12 protein-coding genes are annotated in these 15,271 nt (G+C 71.2%); 2 read left to right on the top strand and 10 right to left on the bottom strand.

Features of this window, described 5'->3' with window-relative positions; all coding sequences use genetic code 11:
• Positions 1 to 29: 29 nt before the first annotated feature.
• The gene (locus tag AB0N02_RS16045; RefSeq protein WP_363946446.1) at positions 30 to 851 is read left to right on the top strand and encodes a fused MFS/spermidine synthase; all 822 of its coding nucleotides are present in this window, start codon (positions 30 to 32) and stop codon (positions 849 to 851) included.
• A 112-nt stretch (positions 852 to 963) separates the two neighbouring features.
• Here the strand turns inward: AB0N02_RS16045 and AB0N02_RS16040 are convergent, their stop codons facing one another.
• Positions 964 to 2,733: an ATP-binding protein gene (locus tag AB0N02_RS16040; RefSeq protein ID WP_363946445.1), complete on the bottom strand. Its 1,770-nt coding sequence runs from the start codon at positions 2,731 to 2,733 to the stop codon at positions 964 to 966.
• 193 nt (positions 2,734 to 2,926) lie between these two features.
• Between AB0N02_RS16040 and AB0N02_RS16035 the strand changes: the two genes are divergently transcribed.
• Positions 2,927 to 4,339, top strand: coding sequence for a serine hydrolase (locus AB0N02_RS16035; protein ID WP_363946443.1), 1,413 nt, complete (start codon positions 2,927 to 2,929; stop codon positions 4,337 to 4,339).
• A 212-nt stretch (positions 4,340 to 4,551) separates the two neighbouring features.
• Here the strand turns inward: AB0N02_RS16035 and AB0N02_RS16030 are convergent, their stop codons facing one another.
• From AB0N02_RS16030 to AB0N02_RS15990, 9 genes are all read right to left on the bottom strand, one after another.
• Positions 4,552 to 5,778 (bottom strand): glycerate kinase, encoded by a 1,227-nt coding sequence (locus AB0N02_RS16030; RefSeq protein WP_363946442.1) that lies wholly within the window; start codon positions 5,776 to 5,778, stop codon positions 4,552 to 4,554.
• Between the two features lie 242 nt (positions 5,779 to 6,020).
• The gene (locus AB0N02_RS16025; protein WP_363946441.1) at positions 6,021 to 6,914 is read right to left on the bottom strand and encodes a fumarylacetoacetate hydrolase family protein; all 894 of its coding nucleotides are present in this window, start codon (positions 6,912 to 6,914) and stop codon (positions 6,021 to 6,023) included.
• Entirely contained in the window at positions 6,911 to 7,789 is an 879-nt protein-coding gene (locus tag AB0N02_RS16020) for a 3-keto-5-aminohexanoate cleavage protein (protein WP_363946440.1), read from the bottom strand. The genes AB0N02_RS16025 and AB0N02_RS16020 overlap by 4 nt, the downstream gene beginning before the upstream one ends.
• A 317-nt stretch (positions 7,790 to 8,106) precedes the next feature.
• The gene (locus AB0N02_RS16015) at positions 8,107 to 9,129 is read right to left on the bottom strand and encodes a Gfo/Idh/MocA family oxidoreductase (protein ID WP_363946439.1); all 1,023 of its coding nucleotides are present in this window, start codon (positions 9,127 to 9,129) and stop codon (positions 8,107 to 8,109) included.
• Positions 9,126 to 10,004, bottom strand: a complete 879-nt coding sequence (locus AB0N02_RS16010; protein WP_363946438.1) for a sugar phosphate isomerase/epimerase — start codon at positions 10,002 to 10,004, stop codon at positions 9,126 to 9,128. Before AB0N02_RS16010 ends, AB0N02_RS16015 begins: the two co-directional genes overlap by 4 nt.
• Positions 10,005 to 10,139: 135 nt before the next feature.
• A complete protein-coding gene (locus AB0N02_RS16005; protein ID WP_363946437.1) occupies positions 10,140 to 11,219 on the bottom strand; it encodes an alcohol dehydrogenase catalytic domain-containing protein in 1,080 nt (359 codons plus the stop codon).
• Entirely contained in the window at positions 11,216 to 12,277 is a 1,062-nt protein-coding gene (locus AB0N02_RS16000; RefSeq protein ID WP_363946436.1) for a hypothetical protein, read from the bottom strand. The genes AB0N02_RS16005 and AB0N02_RS16000 overlap by 4 nt, the downstream gene beginning before the upstream one ends.
• The gene (locus AB0N02_RS15995) at positions 12,274 to 14,097 is read right to left on the bottom strand and encodes an ABC transporter permease subunit (RefSeq protein WP_363946435.1); all 1,824 of its coding nucleotides are present in this window, start codon (positions 14,095 to 14,097) and stop codon (positions 12,274 to 12,276) included. The genes AB0N02_RS16000 and AB0N02_RS15995 overlap by 4 nt, the downstream gene beginning before the upstream one ends.
• 45 nt (positions 14,098 to 14,142) lie before the next feature.
• The gene (locus AB0N02_RS15990) at positions 14,143 to 15,252 is read right to left on the bottom strand and encodes an ABC transporter substrate-binding protein (protein ID WP_363946433.1); all 1,110 of its coding nucleotides are present in this window, start codon (positions 15,250 to 15,252) and stop codon (positions 14,143 to 14,145) included.
• Positions 15,253 to 15,271 lie beyond the last annotated feature (19 nt).

The raw sequence follows: 15,271 nt of genomic DNA, 5'->3' as shown, positions 1-15,271 counted from the left end.
AAGTGATAAGGCGGGAACCACCGGGGCCGATGCCGGGCCGCTATCCGGTGAGCTTCGGCGAGGTCGACCTCCTGGGGGACCTCGACCGCCCCTCCGGATGGGTGATCTCCAAGGACGGCGTGCCCCAGTCCTACGTGGACCTGGAGGATCCCACGTATCTCGACTTCGAGTACGTGCAGCTGATGGCGCTGGTGATCGACCTGCTCGACGAGGGCCCGCTGGACGCCGTGCACGTGGGCGGCTGCGCCTGCACCCTGCCCCGCTACGTGGCGGCGACCCGGCCCGGATCGCGGCAGATCGTCGCCGAACCGGACGGCGGGCTCGTTCAGCTGGTCAGGGACCAGCTCAGGCTGAAGTCCGTACCCCGGCTCAAGGTCAGGGTCCTGGACGGCCGTACGGCCACCGCCGCCCTGCCGGACTCCTCCGCCGACCTGGTCGTGCTGGACGCCTTCAGCGGGGCCACGATGCCGATCGACCTGGCCACCTCGGAGTACATGGGCGACGTGGCGCGGGTCCTGCGCCCGGCCGGGACGCTGGTGGCCAACGTCGCCGACGGCAAGGGGCTGGCCTTCGCCCGCCGGCTGCTCTCCACCGTCCGCGGCACCTTCCGCCACACCGTGCTGCTGGCCGATCCCGGCGTCATGCGGGGGCGCCGCTTCGGCAACCTCATCGTCGCCGCCTCCCGCGTCGAGCTTCCCTTCGCGGGCCTGACCCGCCGGGCCGCGGGCGGCCTCGTCCAGGCCCGGTGCCTGTACGGGGAGGAGCTGACCAGATTCGTCGCCGGGGCGCCCCCGCTGCGCGACGGCGACGCCGTGGTCATCCCCGTCCCCCCGCCCGAGGTGTTCGGCTGAGGCGGGAGCGCCCCCGCGTCACCGGTGTCGCGAAGAGCTCCTCCCGGCTCCCGCCTTCCGGCTCCCGGCTCCCGCCTTCCGCCTTCCGCCTTCCGCCTTCCGGCTCAGCGCCTCAGGCCTGCGAGGGCACCCAGGCCCGCACCCGCGTGCCCGCTCCGGGGCCGCCGGTCAGCCGCAGTCCCCCGCCGAGCGCGCTCATCCGGTCCGCGAGCGTTCCCAGCCCCCGGCGGTCCGTCGTCTCCGGGTCGAACCCCTTCCCGTCGTCGGAGACCACGGCCTGGATCCGTCCGTCGGCCTGCGTCAGCCGTACCTCGATCCGGGATGCCTCGGCGTGCTTGAGCGCGTTGGCGACCGCCTCGCTCACCGTGAAGTACAGCGCGCCCTCGACCTCGTCGGGGAAGCGCCGCGCGCGCAACCCGGGGTCGGCGGTCACCGTGGTGGTCACCGGCAGCCGTGAGCAGCGCTCCTCGACCGCCTCGACCAGGCCTCCCTGGCTGAGCACGGACGGATGGATGCCCGCCGCGAACTCCCGCAGGTCGGTGAGGGTCTGGCGGGCCTGCTCGCGCAGGACGGCCAGGGAGTCGGGGCCGCCGCCGGTCGCCCGGGCCAGCTCCAGCCCGGCGATGAGCGCGACGAGTTGCTGCTGCGCCCCGTCGTGGATGTTGCGCTCGATCCGCCGCCGCTCCGCCTCCTGCGCGTTGACCAGCCTGGCCGCCAGTCCCGCGCTCTGGATCGCCAGCCCGATCGGCACCGCCAGCGCCCCGAGCAGCCGCCCGTCCTCGGCGGTGAGGCGCCCGACGGTCTTGGGGCCGCACGAGATGCGCCCCAGCCCGGCGGGCACGGTGAGCGCGGCCTCGCCCTCCTCGTGCCCCGCGACCAGCCGTGTGCCGTCGGCGAGCGTGACGGCGGCCCAGCGGGTCTCCAGCCCCGCCCGTACGGCCTCCGCCAGCCTGCTCAGCTGCTCCACCGGCTCCGCCTCCTCCAGCACCGGGCCGAGCTCGGTCAGGAGTTCGCCGACCGTCGGCCGCAGGTCGAAGACCAGGAAGAGCCTGGACCCCCTGACGCCCACCCTGATGTCGAGCAGGTTGTGCCGGAACACGGTCGCGACGATCACCGCGGGCAGCGTGACCATCGAGGTCAGAAGCCCCACCCCGAGGCCCACGCCGTAGACGTCGAACTGGAGGAGCCCCACCAGCGTGAACCCGGCCAGGGTGCTCGCGGACCCGAAAATCATCCAGCGGAGCATCCGGCGTTCGACGGCGGCGCTCCGCCGCCAGCGCAGCACGAGGGAGACCAGCACCGCCAGCGCCACCAGGTAGGTCACCAGCTGCCCCGCCGTACCCATGAGCAGGGCGACCAGCCCGGCCGGCCCGTCGAGCCCGAGCGGGTTGTCCCTGGAGAAGATGGTCTCGTAGACCTCGTCGGGGCTCAGCAGGACGCCCGCCCAGTGGACGGTGATCGAGACGACCGCGATCCAGGCGCCGATGCGCCAGCGACGCGAGGGCAGCCGCCCGTCGGGAAACAACAGCGGGAGGAAGACCCAGGTCAGGCCGTAGAAGACGGTGAACAGCGAGGCGAGCAGGGTGGCCACACCGTCCAGCGGGCCGCGGGCCGCCGGATCGTTGAGCAGCGCGCCGGCGCCGAACGCGCCCAGTCCCAGGCAGTCGGCGGCGGCCAGGATCAGCCAGCCGTACACGTTGTCGGGCCGCCTGGCCGCGACGAGCCAGCCGACCGTGGGCAGGATCAGGCACATCACGATGAACAGCCACTGGCCGGGCGGCGCGGGCAGGCCGGTCTCCAGCAGCCCGCCCGAGACGATCCCGGCCGCGGACACCGCGGCCAGCGACGCGGCGAGGGCGGGGGCCGGGGTCGCGCGAGTCATGGCTCGCAGCGTGGCCCACCACGACGGGCGCCGTCCATGAGGTTGTCCGCACACCCGGTGCAGTTTGCCGCACCCCGCAGAACGGAGGACGGCCTGGTGGTCCGCGGGAGGGGGGCCTACCTAGGTTCGGATCGAGGCCGCCGGGGGGTGGCCGCGACTTTCCGTTCCAACAGGTTCCGACAAGGAGCTCCTCGTGAGATTGCCGTTCAGATCGACGCGTTTGCCGGCCCTGGCCCTCGTCACGGCGGTCGTACCCGCGGCCGTCCTCGCGGGCGGCGGGCAGAGCGCGGCCACGGCCGCGACCGTGACCGCGGCCTCGACCACGGCCGTGACCACGACCGCGACCGCGACCGCCCGGACCGTCGTCTCCGCCCCGGAGATCCCGGACAGCCCGGCGGGCAGGCAGCTGACCTGGTTCTTCGACGCCCTGTCCCGGACGCCCATCGCGGAGGACGAGCTGCGGGAGCACTTCACCGAGAGCTTCCTGACGGCGGTTCCGGCCGACGAGATCAACAAGTTCGCCGGGACCCTCAAGGGGCTGACGCTGGAGAGTCTGACCACCGTCAAGCCCACGGCGCTACAGGGCACGGCGACGCTCGGCGAGCAGAGGTTCCTCCTGGCGATCTCCGTGGACGACGCCGGAAAGATCAACGGACTGCAGCTGCCCCCGGCGCCGGGGCCCGTCCCGCCGTTCCCCAAGAGCTGGGGCGAGCTGGACACCCGGCTGCGCCAGGTCGCGCCCAACGTCGGTTTCCTGGCCGCCGAGATCGACGGGGGACGGTGCCGGGTCGTGCACGGCGTGAACGAGAACCGGCCGCAGCCGCTGGGCTCGATCTTCAAGCTCTACGTGCTGGGCGCGGTGGCGGAGAAGATCCGCGACGGCGAGCTGCGCTGGAACACCAAGCTCACGATCAGGCCGGAGTGGAAGAGCCCGAGCGAGGGCGGCCTGTGGGAGCGGCCGGACAACAGCACCACGACGGTCCGCGAGGCGGCGAAGCTGATGATCTCGATCAGCGACAACACCGCGACCGACCTGCTCATCCACACCGTCGGCCGCGCGGCCGTCGAGGCCAAGGTCCGCCAGTGGTCGGACCACGCCAAGCAGAACATCCCCTTCCTGACCACGCGTGAGTTCTTCCTGCTCAAGGGCGTGAACCACCCCCAGCAGGCCAGGACCTACCTGGCGCTCGGCACGGCGAAGAAGCGGGCGTACCTGAAGAACGTCGTCGCCAAACAGGCGCTGACGGACATCAGGCAGGGGACCGAGCCCCGCGAGATCGGCACGATCGAGTGGTTCGGCTCCCCGCGTGACGTCTGCCGTGCCTACGTGGGCCTGGGCGGTCTGTACTCCAGGCAGCTGGACGACGCGCTGTCCGGCGCCGACGGGCTGGACCTCGACCGCAAGAAGTGGCCGACCGTCTGGTTCAAGGGCGGCTCCGAGCTCGGGGTGCTGAGCCTGGGCTACCTCGGACGCTCCGCCTCGGGAAGGACCTACGTCGTCACCTCGCTGACCAACGACCCCAAGAAGGCTCTCGACGAGAGCACGGTGGTCCCCCAGCTGATCTCCCTGACCAAGGGGGCGTTCTCCCTCGTCAGGGCGAGGTAGCCGGTCCGGGCTCCGGGACCGCGGCGCTCCCCGACCGCGGTCCCGCCGTCGCGGGACGGCAGGGGAATCAACGTGGTCCGCGGCGGCGGAACCCGCGGCAGAGGGTCCCGCATGCCCGCCGTGACCGCGGGGAGCCCGCCGCCCACAGCCCTCGGCGGGTCGTTTCAGGTCGCGATGTCTCCTCCCACGCCTGAAGGCGGGGGTCTCCACACTCAAGGAGTTCTGATGAACGCGGCGGCGATCCGTCCGGCGAGCCGTTCGAGCAGCGGCCCGGCCTCGGTCATGCACCGCCGCACGTCGGGCTCGACGTCGGTCAGCGCGTACGCGGCCTCGATGCCGGCCGCCCGCAGCTCCTCGTCACCCACCGAACGCCGGCCGCAGACCGCCACGACCGGCACACCGTGCCTGGCCGCGGCCGCCGCGACGCCCACGGGGGCCTTGCCGCGCAACGTCTGCTCATCGATCGAGCCCTCGCCGGTGATCACCAGCCGGGCGCCCGCCACGTGCCGGTCGAAGTCCACCAGGTCCAGCAGATAGCCGATGCCCGGCCGGATCTCCGCCGCCAGGAAGGCCAGCGCGCCGAACCCCGTCCCTCCGGCGGCTCCCGCGCCCGGCCGCCCTGCCACGTCCGTCGCGCGTACGACGCCGCCGTGCTCGGCGGTACCCGCCAGACCGCGGGTGCGCGCGGCGACGGCCGCCAGCCTGGCCAGGCCGGCCTCCAGCACGGCCACGTCCTCGGGGGTCGCGCCCTTCTGCGGGCCGTACACGGCCGCGGCGCCGTACGGCCCGAGCAGCGGGTTGTCCACGTCGCTCGCCACGACGACCTCGAAGCCGCGCAGCCGGCCGGAGACGTCGATCGCGTGCAGGTCGCGCAGCGCGGCCCCGCCCGGCGGCAGGTCGTTCCCGGCCGCGTCCAGCAGCCGCACACCGAGCGCCTGGACCATGCCGGCGCCGCCGTCGGTGCAGGCGCTGCCGCCGAGGCCGAGCACGATCCGCGTCGCGCCGTGCCGTACGGCGTGGGCGACGAGCTCGCCGGTACCGCGGCTTGTGGCGGTCAGCGGCGCCGGTGCGGCTCCCTCCGGCAGCCGCCGCAGGCCCGACGCCTCGGCCAGCTCGATCACCGCGACCCGGCCGTCCGGCTCGTCGCGTACGGCGTAGGCCGCCGGAACCCGCTCACCGACCGGCCCGGTCACCTCCGTCCCGACCCGGGTGAACCCGCTCGCGACCACCGCGTCGACGGTGCCGTCGCCGCCGTCGGCGATCGGGAGCCGGACGACGCGCACCTGTCCCGAAGCGGCGGAACTCAGCCCGGCGGCCACGTGAGCGGCCACCTCCGGAGAGGTCAGCGACCCGCGGAACTTGTCCGGCGCGACGACGACCCGCCCCGCTGTGATCCCCGCCGTGCCCCCCACCGTGACCCCCGCCGTGATCCCTGTCATGTCATGGCTCACCTGATGTCTCCCGATGTCTCCCGCCGATCGTCGCCCAGAGGATGTTTTCCACGATGACCGGCCCGCACGGGCGAACGGGACTCCCGTTGATCTTCCTGCCCGGTCGCAGGACGATCGGCGGGAGTCCCGTTGCCTCGTCGTCAGGTCTTGACGAACAGCCGGTCGGTCAAACGCACCGGCGCCGGAACCCGTCCGGTGCCACGATCACCGTGGGCCGGCCGCCGGTCGTCTCATGTGACGAGCACCCGGTTGGCGACGCTGCCGATGCCCCCCACGGTCACCGTCACCACGTCGCCGTCCCGGATCAGGAGCGGGGGCTTGCGCACGAAGCCCACACCCGGCGGAGTACCCGTCAGGATGAGGTCTCCCGGTTCGAGCGTCAGGTAGCGCGAGGCGTAGGAGACGATCTCCGCCACGGAGAAGATCATCTCAGCCGTCGAGCCGTCCTGGACGACCCGGTCGTTGAGCCGGGTGGTGATGCTCAGCGCCTGGGGATCCTCGACGTCCTCGGCGAGCACCACGATCGGCCCGACCGGGCAGAAACCGTCGGCGGACTTGCCGCGGAGCCATTGACCGTCGGAGAACTGGGCGTCCCGCGCCGACAGGTCGTTCGCCGCGACATAACCGAGGACATGGTCGAGAGCCTCGTCCGGGGTGACGTTGCTCGCCCGGCGCCCGATCACGAGGGCCAGCTCACCCTCGTAGTCGAGCTCGCCGGACAGGTCGCCCGGTACCTCGACGACATCCCCGTCGGCGCGCAGCGCGTTGGGGAACTTCGCGAACAGGAGCGGCCTGGCCGGGGCCTGCACTCCTGACTCGTCCGCGTGGTCGAGGTAGTTGAGGCCGACGCACAGGATCTTCGAGGGGTTCGCGACCGGAGCGAGCAGTTCGAGATCCTCGACCGGAACCCTCGCGTCACCGGCGTCATCGCGGTCCGCGCGCCACGCACCGGTGTGCAGCGCCTCCCGCAGGACGTCGGCGGCGGGATGGTCGGACTCGGTCGCGAGCACCGTCGCGTGGCCCTGCGAGATCCGGACGAGCACGACCTGGCCGTTGAGGCGGGCGCGCGCCAGACCTCGCACCGTGGACGGGGCCGAGGCGCCCGGGGTCGGGGCCGTCGTCACCGGCTCACCCCGGCGATGCGCCGAGCCTCTTCGACGTTCGCGATCGGACGGCCGATCTGCTCGGCCATCTTGACCACGACCTCCACCAGCTCGGCGTTGCTGCGCGAGGGCTCACCGCCGGGCAGGTAGGGGTTGTCCTCCCAGCCGACGCGGACGTGGCCGCCCAGCGCGATGGCCAGCGGCAGCAGCTTCCACTGCGCGATCGGGTCCATCACGCTGATGTTCCAGTTCGTGTTCGGCGGGAGGTGGTTGACCATGTACATGAGCGCGTCCGGGGTCGGAGGCGTCCACGCGCCGCCCTGCCAGCCGAAGAACAGGGTCGCCCACGCCTTCTCCTTCAGCAGGCCCTGCCGCCGGACGAACTCGAGGTTCCAGAACGCTCCGGTGTAGAAGCACTCGATCTCCGGCTTCACACCGTTCGCCTCCGCCGCCGTGACGAACTCGACGAGCTCGTCCCGCGGGTGCAGGGAGTACATCTCGTTGGCGGGGTAGGCCGGGTCGGGCTGGAAGTACTCGTCGTGCACGTTGAAGGCGTAGGACATCATGTCGGGCTTGAGCGACATGAGCTCGACCTTCTCGGGGAGCCGGGCGCTGGCGATGCCGAACTGCATGATCGGGTCGGTGCCCACCGTCCGGATCTTTTCGGTGAGGTTCTTCCAGCCCTCGAAGTCGATCTTGGACAGCTTCTTGCCGTCGGCCTGGATGGCGTCCTCCAGGTAGTGGACACCGTGGTGGTGGCAGAGCGTCGCGCCCGCGTTCACCGAGTCGATGTACTCCTGGCCGACCTTGTCGGTGTCCTCGATGGCCGGCATGCCCTTGTAGCCGGGATAGGACATCGTGCTGTCGACCGTGACGGTGATGATGAGGGGATCCATGGGGTCTCCTTGTCGCTTCCTGTGCGTTTTGGTGGTGTTGCTCGTGGGTGATGGGTGCTGCGTCGTGGCGCGTCGACGCGGGCGGCGCGCGCCACGCCCTGGGCGGGAGGAACTCCGACGCCCGGGGCTGGACCTCTGAGGTCTGACCGCTGAGGTCTGACGGCCGAGGTCCGACCGCTGAGGTCAGACGGGTGACGTCCGACCGCTGAGGTCCGACCGGTACGGCCGTACCGTGAGACCGGACCGGCGGGGTCCGGCCGGTCAGGCCGGAGTACCGGAGCCGGAGTACCGGAGCCGGAGTGCCGGAGCCGGGCCGGTCAGACCTTGACGGCCTGGCCCGTGGCCACCGACTCGTAGGCGAGCTCGATGATCCGTACCGCGTACGCGCCGTCCTCGGGCGCGACGTCGGTCGGCTCGTCGTTCGCGATCGAACGGGCGAAGCTCTCGATCCCGGCCGCGATCGAGTTGTACTTCCAGGTACGCGGCTCGTACGCCGTGCCGGGCAGCGGCGATCCGGCGTGGTCACGCTTGCCCCGGAAAAGCATGGCCGGAGGGTCCTGGTGCTGGTCGACGACGATGAGCCCCTCGGTTCCGTGCACCTCGAGGCGCTCGTTCCACGGCCCCCCGGAGGTGAAGGTGGACTCCACTGAGAAGAGCGCGCCCGATTCCATCCGGCCGCACACGATCGACCAGTCCTCGACCTGGCTGGCGTCGACGAGACGCTCGGAGAGAGCCCGTAGCGAGGCGACTTCGCCGAACATCCACTTCAGCAGGTAGAAGGAGTGCGCGCCGGCGTCGATGATGGTGCCGCCGCCCGAGCCGTCCTGGCGTCCCTTCCACAGTTTCGGGTTGCCGAGCCGCTCGAACTCGTTGCCGCTGATCAGGGTGCGGACGAGTGTCACGTCCCCGATCTCGCCGGCGTTGACGGCGTCGAGAGCCGCCTGGTAGGCGGGGATGAACCGCGTGTTCTCGTTGACGGTGAACCTGAGGCCCTTGGCGGCCGCGAGGTCGACGAGTTCGCGCGCGTGCGCGGCGTCGACGGTCATGGGCTTCTCGATCAGAACGTGCTTGCCCGCTTCCAGGAACTCACGCGCGACCTTGTAGTGCACGTTGTGGGGAAGCACGAGGTCGACGGCCTGGATCCGGTCGTCCTCGAGGAGCCGGCGGTAGTCGGTGCTCGCCTCCGCGCCGAGTGACTGCGCCGTCCGCCCGGCGACGTCCTGGTCGAGGTCGCAGACGACCACGGCCTCCAGGCCGTCCGCCCGCTGGTAGGCGAGGTGGTGGGCGAGCTGGTAGATCTCTCCAAGGCCGACGACGCCGAAGCGTACCGATTCGGTCACTGGTCGACACCCCCTTCAAGGCGTTCGCGAATGATGCGCCGGTTGTGGGTGAGCGATTCCATCACCCGTGACTCGTGCCGGAAGACCGCCACCGACACGACGCCGTCGAACCCGACCTCCCGGAGGGCGGAGAACACCTCGTCCCAGTCGATGTCGCCGTGGCCGATGTCGAGGTGCTGGTGGTTGCGCACCCCGGGACTCCCGGGATTGAGGAAGGTACGTCCGGGCAGCAGGGTGTCCGCCAGATGGACGTGGTCCATGGTGTCGCCCGCGTAGGTGATGATGTCGCGGTTGACGCCCTTGAGGTGACCGCGTTCGTCCTCCACGCCCGTGAGGTAGTAGGTGTGCGGCACACAGTGCAGGTAGGTGACGTAGTCGCTCTGCAGGCCCCGGATGAAGTCGACGGCCTCGATGCCGGACTCCACCCAGTCACCCGGATGCGGTTCGAGCGCGAGCGTGATGCCCTCGGACTCCGCCAGCGGCAGCACCTCCTCCAGGGAGCGGCGCATCGCGGCCTCGCCGGCCTGCGGGGCGGTCGGGCGCCCGGTGAACTCGGAGTTGATCCGGTCGCAGCCCAGGTCGACGGCCAGCTGGACGGTCTGCTTCCAGTAGCCGACCGCCGCCCGCCGGATGTCCTCCTCCGAGCTTCCCCAGGCCTGCTCGATGAAGATGGACGCGACCTCGACGCCGTGGGTCTTCGACGCCTCCGCGATCTCGGCGATCTTGGCCTTCGACGCCCGCCTGCCTCCGTAGCTCGGCATCACGTCGGGCCGCGGCGAGAGCTCCAGATACTCGAAGCCCGCCTCCCGTACGGTCGAGAACACCGTGTCTATCGGCTGTGGACGTAGCATCCACGTGTCAGTCGCGATCTTCATCTCGCTCCTCGCTGATCGTTGTTCCTGTCCACGACAGGCCTGTCTGTCTCACGTGTTTCACACTGCGCCGCCGGTCGCCGCCGGTCGCCCGCAGGCCCCGCAGGCCCCGCAGGCCCCGCGACGGGCGTCGTCATGTCAGTCGCCCCGGTGCCGGCGCAACGCCTCGTGCGTGATGAGGACCCGGCCGTTCGCTCGGCCGCTTCGCAGGCGGGCGAGTGCCTCGTTGGCACGCTCCAGGGGGTACTCCTCGTCCAGCGACGGAGTGATGACCCCCTCGGCGAGCAGCCGCAGCGCGTCGTGCTGATCGCTCCGGTCACCGTTGCGCGAACCGATGATCTCCAGCTCGCGCTGGGCGAGGATCGTCGAGCTGATGCCGGGGAAGTCGGGTTCCTCGCCGACGACGACGATCCGGCCCCGGCGGCGCACGTACTGCGCGGCGTCGGCCATCGAGGCCGACGACCCCACCAGGTCGATCACCAGGTCCACGCCGTCGGCGGCGCCGGTGTCGCCGGCCCGGGACTCGGCCCAGGCGCGGAGGGCCGGCACGCGGTCCGCCGCGGACGCCGACACGGTGTGGTCGGCGCCGTTGCGGATCGCGAGTGCCAGGTTGTCCTCCCGCACGTCGACGGCCGCGGCCGACACGCCGCCGTCGGCCAGGAGCTGGAGCAGGATCTGCCCGATACCGCCCGCGCCGATCACGACCGCGGTCCTCACCGGTGTCACCGTGCCGCGGCGGTAGGCGTGCAGGGCCGTGACGACCGCGCAGCTGGAGAGCCCGGCGATCCTGGGATCGAGTCCCTCGGGAACCCTCAGGAGGTTCCGGGCGGGTGCGCCGAAGTACTCCGCGAACCCTCCGGGCAGCGTCACGCCGAGGATTCCTCGCAGGTGCAGTGCCTGCGCGTCGGCGCCGGCCCGGGTGAAGCGGCACTCCCCGTCCGCGACGAACAGATGCGGCACGACCACTTCGCCGACCTCGACCTCCGACACCGCCGAGCCGCGTTCGACCACGACGCCCGCGGGTTCGTGGCCCATGATGTGCGGCAGTCCGGGCACGTAGGCCAGGCCGTCCTGGATGTGCAGGTCCGTTCGGCACACGCCGCTGGACAGCGTCCGGACCAGGACCTCGTCGGGCCCGATCCGGGGGACGGGGACCTCGCGGATCTCCAGCGGCCGGCCGATCCCGGTCAGGAGCGCCGCGCGCATGGTGGCGCTCACCGCCATCGCTCCGCCCACCCCTCGAAGAAGAGGCTCGCCGCCACGGCTGTCGACTCGTAGTACCCGTAGCACCCCTCGGTCGTCACGAGCGTCGGCAGGCGCAGGTCGGCGATACGGCGGCCGAGGACGCCGAATTCCTCCGTCTCCAGGCGGAGCGCGCCGAACCCCTGTTCCTTCTGGGCGTCGTAGCCCAGGGCGAGGACGAGGTACGTGGGCTCGAAGCGGGCGATCGCCTCCAGCGCGGTCTCCAACGCGGGCGCGTAGGCGGCGAACCCCGAGCCGGTGGGCAGCGGGAGGTTGAGATTGCTGTGGGGCGCGTTGGGGCCTCCGGTCTCCTCGGCGAACCCGGCGACGTGCGGCCAGCCCTCGGCGTGGATCGAGACCGTCAGGACCGACGGGTCGTCGTAGAACACGGCCTGGGTGCCGTTGCCGTGGTCCTGGTCGATGTCGAGCACGGCGACCCGGCCGCTGCGGGAGAGCTCGCGGGCCGCGATGGCGGCGTTCGCGAACAGGCAGAGGCCACCGCCCACGGTGGGCAGGGCGTGGTGACCCGGAGGACGGGACGGCACGAGCACCATCGCCTGCGACGACCGGCCGGCGGGCTCCGCCGCCTGCGCGGCGACCGTGTCGGCGAGCCAGCGGGCCCCCTGCCCGGACGCCGCCGCGCTGCGCAGCGCTCCCTCGCACACCGCGGGCGTGGCCCGCGTGACCTCGTCGAAGAAGTACCGCGTGTGCCGCCCCTCGAAGGTACGCGGCTCGGAGACCCTCAGCTCGGGGAGCGCGATGACGTTCAGGGGGAACTTCGTGGCGCCCTCCGGTCGCCGGCTGCCCTCCTTGACGAAGTCGACGTAGTCGCGGCTGTGCACGCTCAGCGCCGCCGCCCCGTCGTCCTCCTCCGGCACGAGCCGGCTCGCGGCCGGGAACGATCGCCGGAAGGCCTCCAGCGTGGCCGTGACCGAGGTCGGGTAGACGATGCCGGGGAACTCCTGGTGTTCGACATAGGGTGCGGTCATCTCCGCGATGACCGCGGCCGGGTCGTTCTTCGCTGTGGTGTTCATGAGGCTCCCATTCGGCTCAGCGCCACCCGTACGGCGCGCACGAGCCATGCCGTTACGAACCGGAGGAGTACCGCGACCGCTCCTGCTCCGAGCAGGACGACGGCGACCACGGCTGTCCTCGGGCTCACTTCGAGTTTGATGTCCTGGAACATCCGCAGCGGCAGCGTCACCGCCGTCGGCCCGGACATGAAGGTGGCGACGACGACGTCGTCGAACGCGGCCAGGAAGGCGAACACGAAGCCGCTGATCAGCGCCGGCCGCAGCGCGGGCAGCAGGACGTGCCGGAGCACCGACACCGGCCCCGCGCCCAGGCTGCGCGCGGCGTTCTCCAGTCGCTGGTCGAGGTTGCGCAGCGCCGCCGCCGTGATGGACACCGCGAAGGGCAGTCCCAGGACCACGTAGGGCAGGAGCAGGCCCGCGGGCGTGCCGACGACGTTGTGCGGCGCCACGAACACGAAGAACCCGAGGCTGTAGATCATCGGAGGGACGATCAGCGGCATCGCGACCAGGATCGCGATCGGCAGCCGCGGGCGCTCCGGGCCCCGGACGAGACCGAAGGCCCCGAAGCCGCCGATGACGACGCTGACCGCGGCGGCGGCGGAGGCGATGCCCAGGCTGAGGAACGTGGAGCCGATCCACGCGTCGTCGGCGAAGTAGTCGGCGAACCACCGGGTGGAGTACTCCTCCGGCGGGAACGTCAGGTACGTCGCGTCGCTGAAGGACCAGATGGCCACCACGACCAGCGGCGTGACCAGCAGCGCCGCGCCCAGGATCCAGCCGCCCAGCAGGATGGGCAGGCGTAGCCGCCCGACGACGTCGAGAACGGTGTCGAGGATCCGCGCGCGCAGGGCGCGCAGTTCGTCCTGCCGTTCGGAGGAACCCTCGGTGCGGCGAAGAAGACGCCGGCCGGGCCGCGCGGTGGTCGCCGGCGTCTTCTCCGTGCTCTCGACGGAGAGCGAGGGCGCGAGGTAACGGAAGAGGACGGCGAACAGCGCCAGGACGACCAGCAGGAGCAGTACGGCCTGCGCCGCGGCCCCGGCGGGATCGACGAGGTTGGAGAACTGCACGAGGATGGACTGCGCGATGAGCGCGTCACCGGGTCCGCCGAGCAGCGCGGGCGTCACGTAGAAGCCGAGGGTGCTGATGAAGACCAGGGCGGCGGCCGCCATGACCGCCGACGACGTGGCGGGGCGGTACACATGCCAGTGCGCGACGGCGGGCGAGGCTCCCAGGCTCTGCGCGGCGCGTACCGCGGCGCGGTCGATGCCGCTCATCACACTGTAGATCGGCAGCAGCGCCAGCGGCAGCAGGATCTGCACGGTCCCGATCAGCATGCCGGTCTGGTTGAACACCATCTCGGGGGGAGTGTCCACACCGAACAGCGCGAGCGTCTGGGCGACGAGCCCGTTCGGCGCCAGGATCGCGATCCACGCGTAGGAGCGGATCAGGATGCTCGTGAAGTACGGCACGAGCACCACGACCATCAGCACGCCCCGCAGACGCTTGGGCATACGGGTGAGCGCGTAGGCCATGCAGTACCCGAGCGCGACACAGATCACCGTCGAGAGCGCGGCGATGACCAGGGTGCGGCGCATCGCGCGCCAGAAGACCGGCGAGGTCACCTGCTCGCGGTAGTTCTCCAGTGTGAATCCCTGCGCGCCGCGGAAGCTGTCGACCAGCAGCGAGCACAGCGGGACGACGAACAGCAGGATCAGGACTGCGAGGAGCGGCACGAGAGTGAGCCACCGGCGGTCTGGCCGGCGCCGCGGACGGGCGGCCAGACCACCGGCGAACCGCTCCAGGGAGCTGTCGACCGACATGGATCTCCTAGATCGAGGTCGTCTTGATCGCAGACAGACCGTGGGCTACTTCGAGACCCACGCCTGCCAGCGTTCGATGGCGACTTCCTCATTGCTCTTGTCTGTCCCCGGCGCGGTGGCGGTCCACCAGTCGTAGTCCTGGGTCACGGCGGTCTCGACGTTCTTCGGCGACGTCGGCAGCAGGGCCGCGCGGTCGGCGGAGAGCAGGTCGAAGGCCGCCGAGTTCGCCGGCGAGTAGGTGATCGCGTTCGCGAAGTCCGCCTGGGGCTGGGGCTCCATCATGAAGGCCAGGAGCTTCTGCGCGTTCTCGGCGTTCTTGGAGCCCTTGAGGATCGCCCAGTTGTCGTACTGGAGGATCGACTGGTTCCACGTGCCGGCCACCGGCACGCCCTTTTCCTGGGCTCCGGCGACACGGCCGTTCCACGCGCTGCTGGCCGTCACCTGACCGCCGGTGAGCAACTGGATGGGCTCGGCGCCGGTCTCCCAGAACTTCACCAGGTTCGGCTTGAGCTTGTCCAGGCTCGCGAACACCCGGTCGTAGTCGATCGGGTAGAGGTCTTTCGCCGCCACGCCGTCGGCCATCGCCGCGATCTCGAACGTCGCGCCGCCTGCTCCCCACGAGCCCGGTGCGAGGGTGCGCTTCCCGGGGAACTTGCCGACGTTCCAGAAGTCCGCCCACGAGGTCAGCGCCTGGTCGCCGAGCTTGGCGGTGCTCCAGGCCGGAACGACGGAGATGTAGTAGGCCGGTACCGCGTCGGCGGCGGCCTTCACCGGGGAGATCTTGTCGCGGATCCCGTCCTGCCAGAGCGTGTAGTCGATCGGTTCGAGCGCTGAGCTCTCGCGGAAGCGCTGGAGCACCGCGCCGTTGGGGTTCATCAGGTCGTAGGCCGGGGCGCCGGCCTTGACACCCGCGAGCACGACGGCGGCGTCGAACTCACCGGAGCTGAGCACGACGTCGATTCCCGTCTTCTTCTCGAACGGGTCGAAGAACGCCTTCTTCATCGCCTTGCCCAGGTCACCGCCGGGGTCGGGGACGACGACCTTACCGGCGGAAGGGGCACCTTCCGAGTCGCCGCCGCTTCCACAGGCGGCGGTCGCGAGCAGTGTGCTGACCGCCACCGCGGCCCCCAGCGCGGTCTTCCGAGAAAACTTCATCAGCCGAACCTTTCTGTCA

The organism is Streptosporangium sp. NPDC051022, assembly GCF_040683035.1.
Lineage (GTDB): Bacteria > Actinomycetota > Actinomycetes > Streptosporangiales > Streptosporangiaceae > Streptosporangium.
This window is presented reverse-complemented; position numbering and strand designations above follow the sequence as displayed.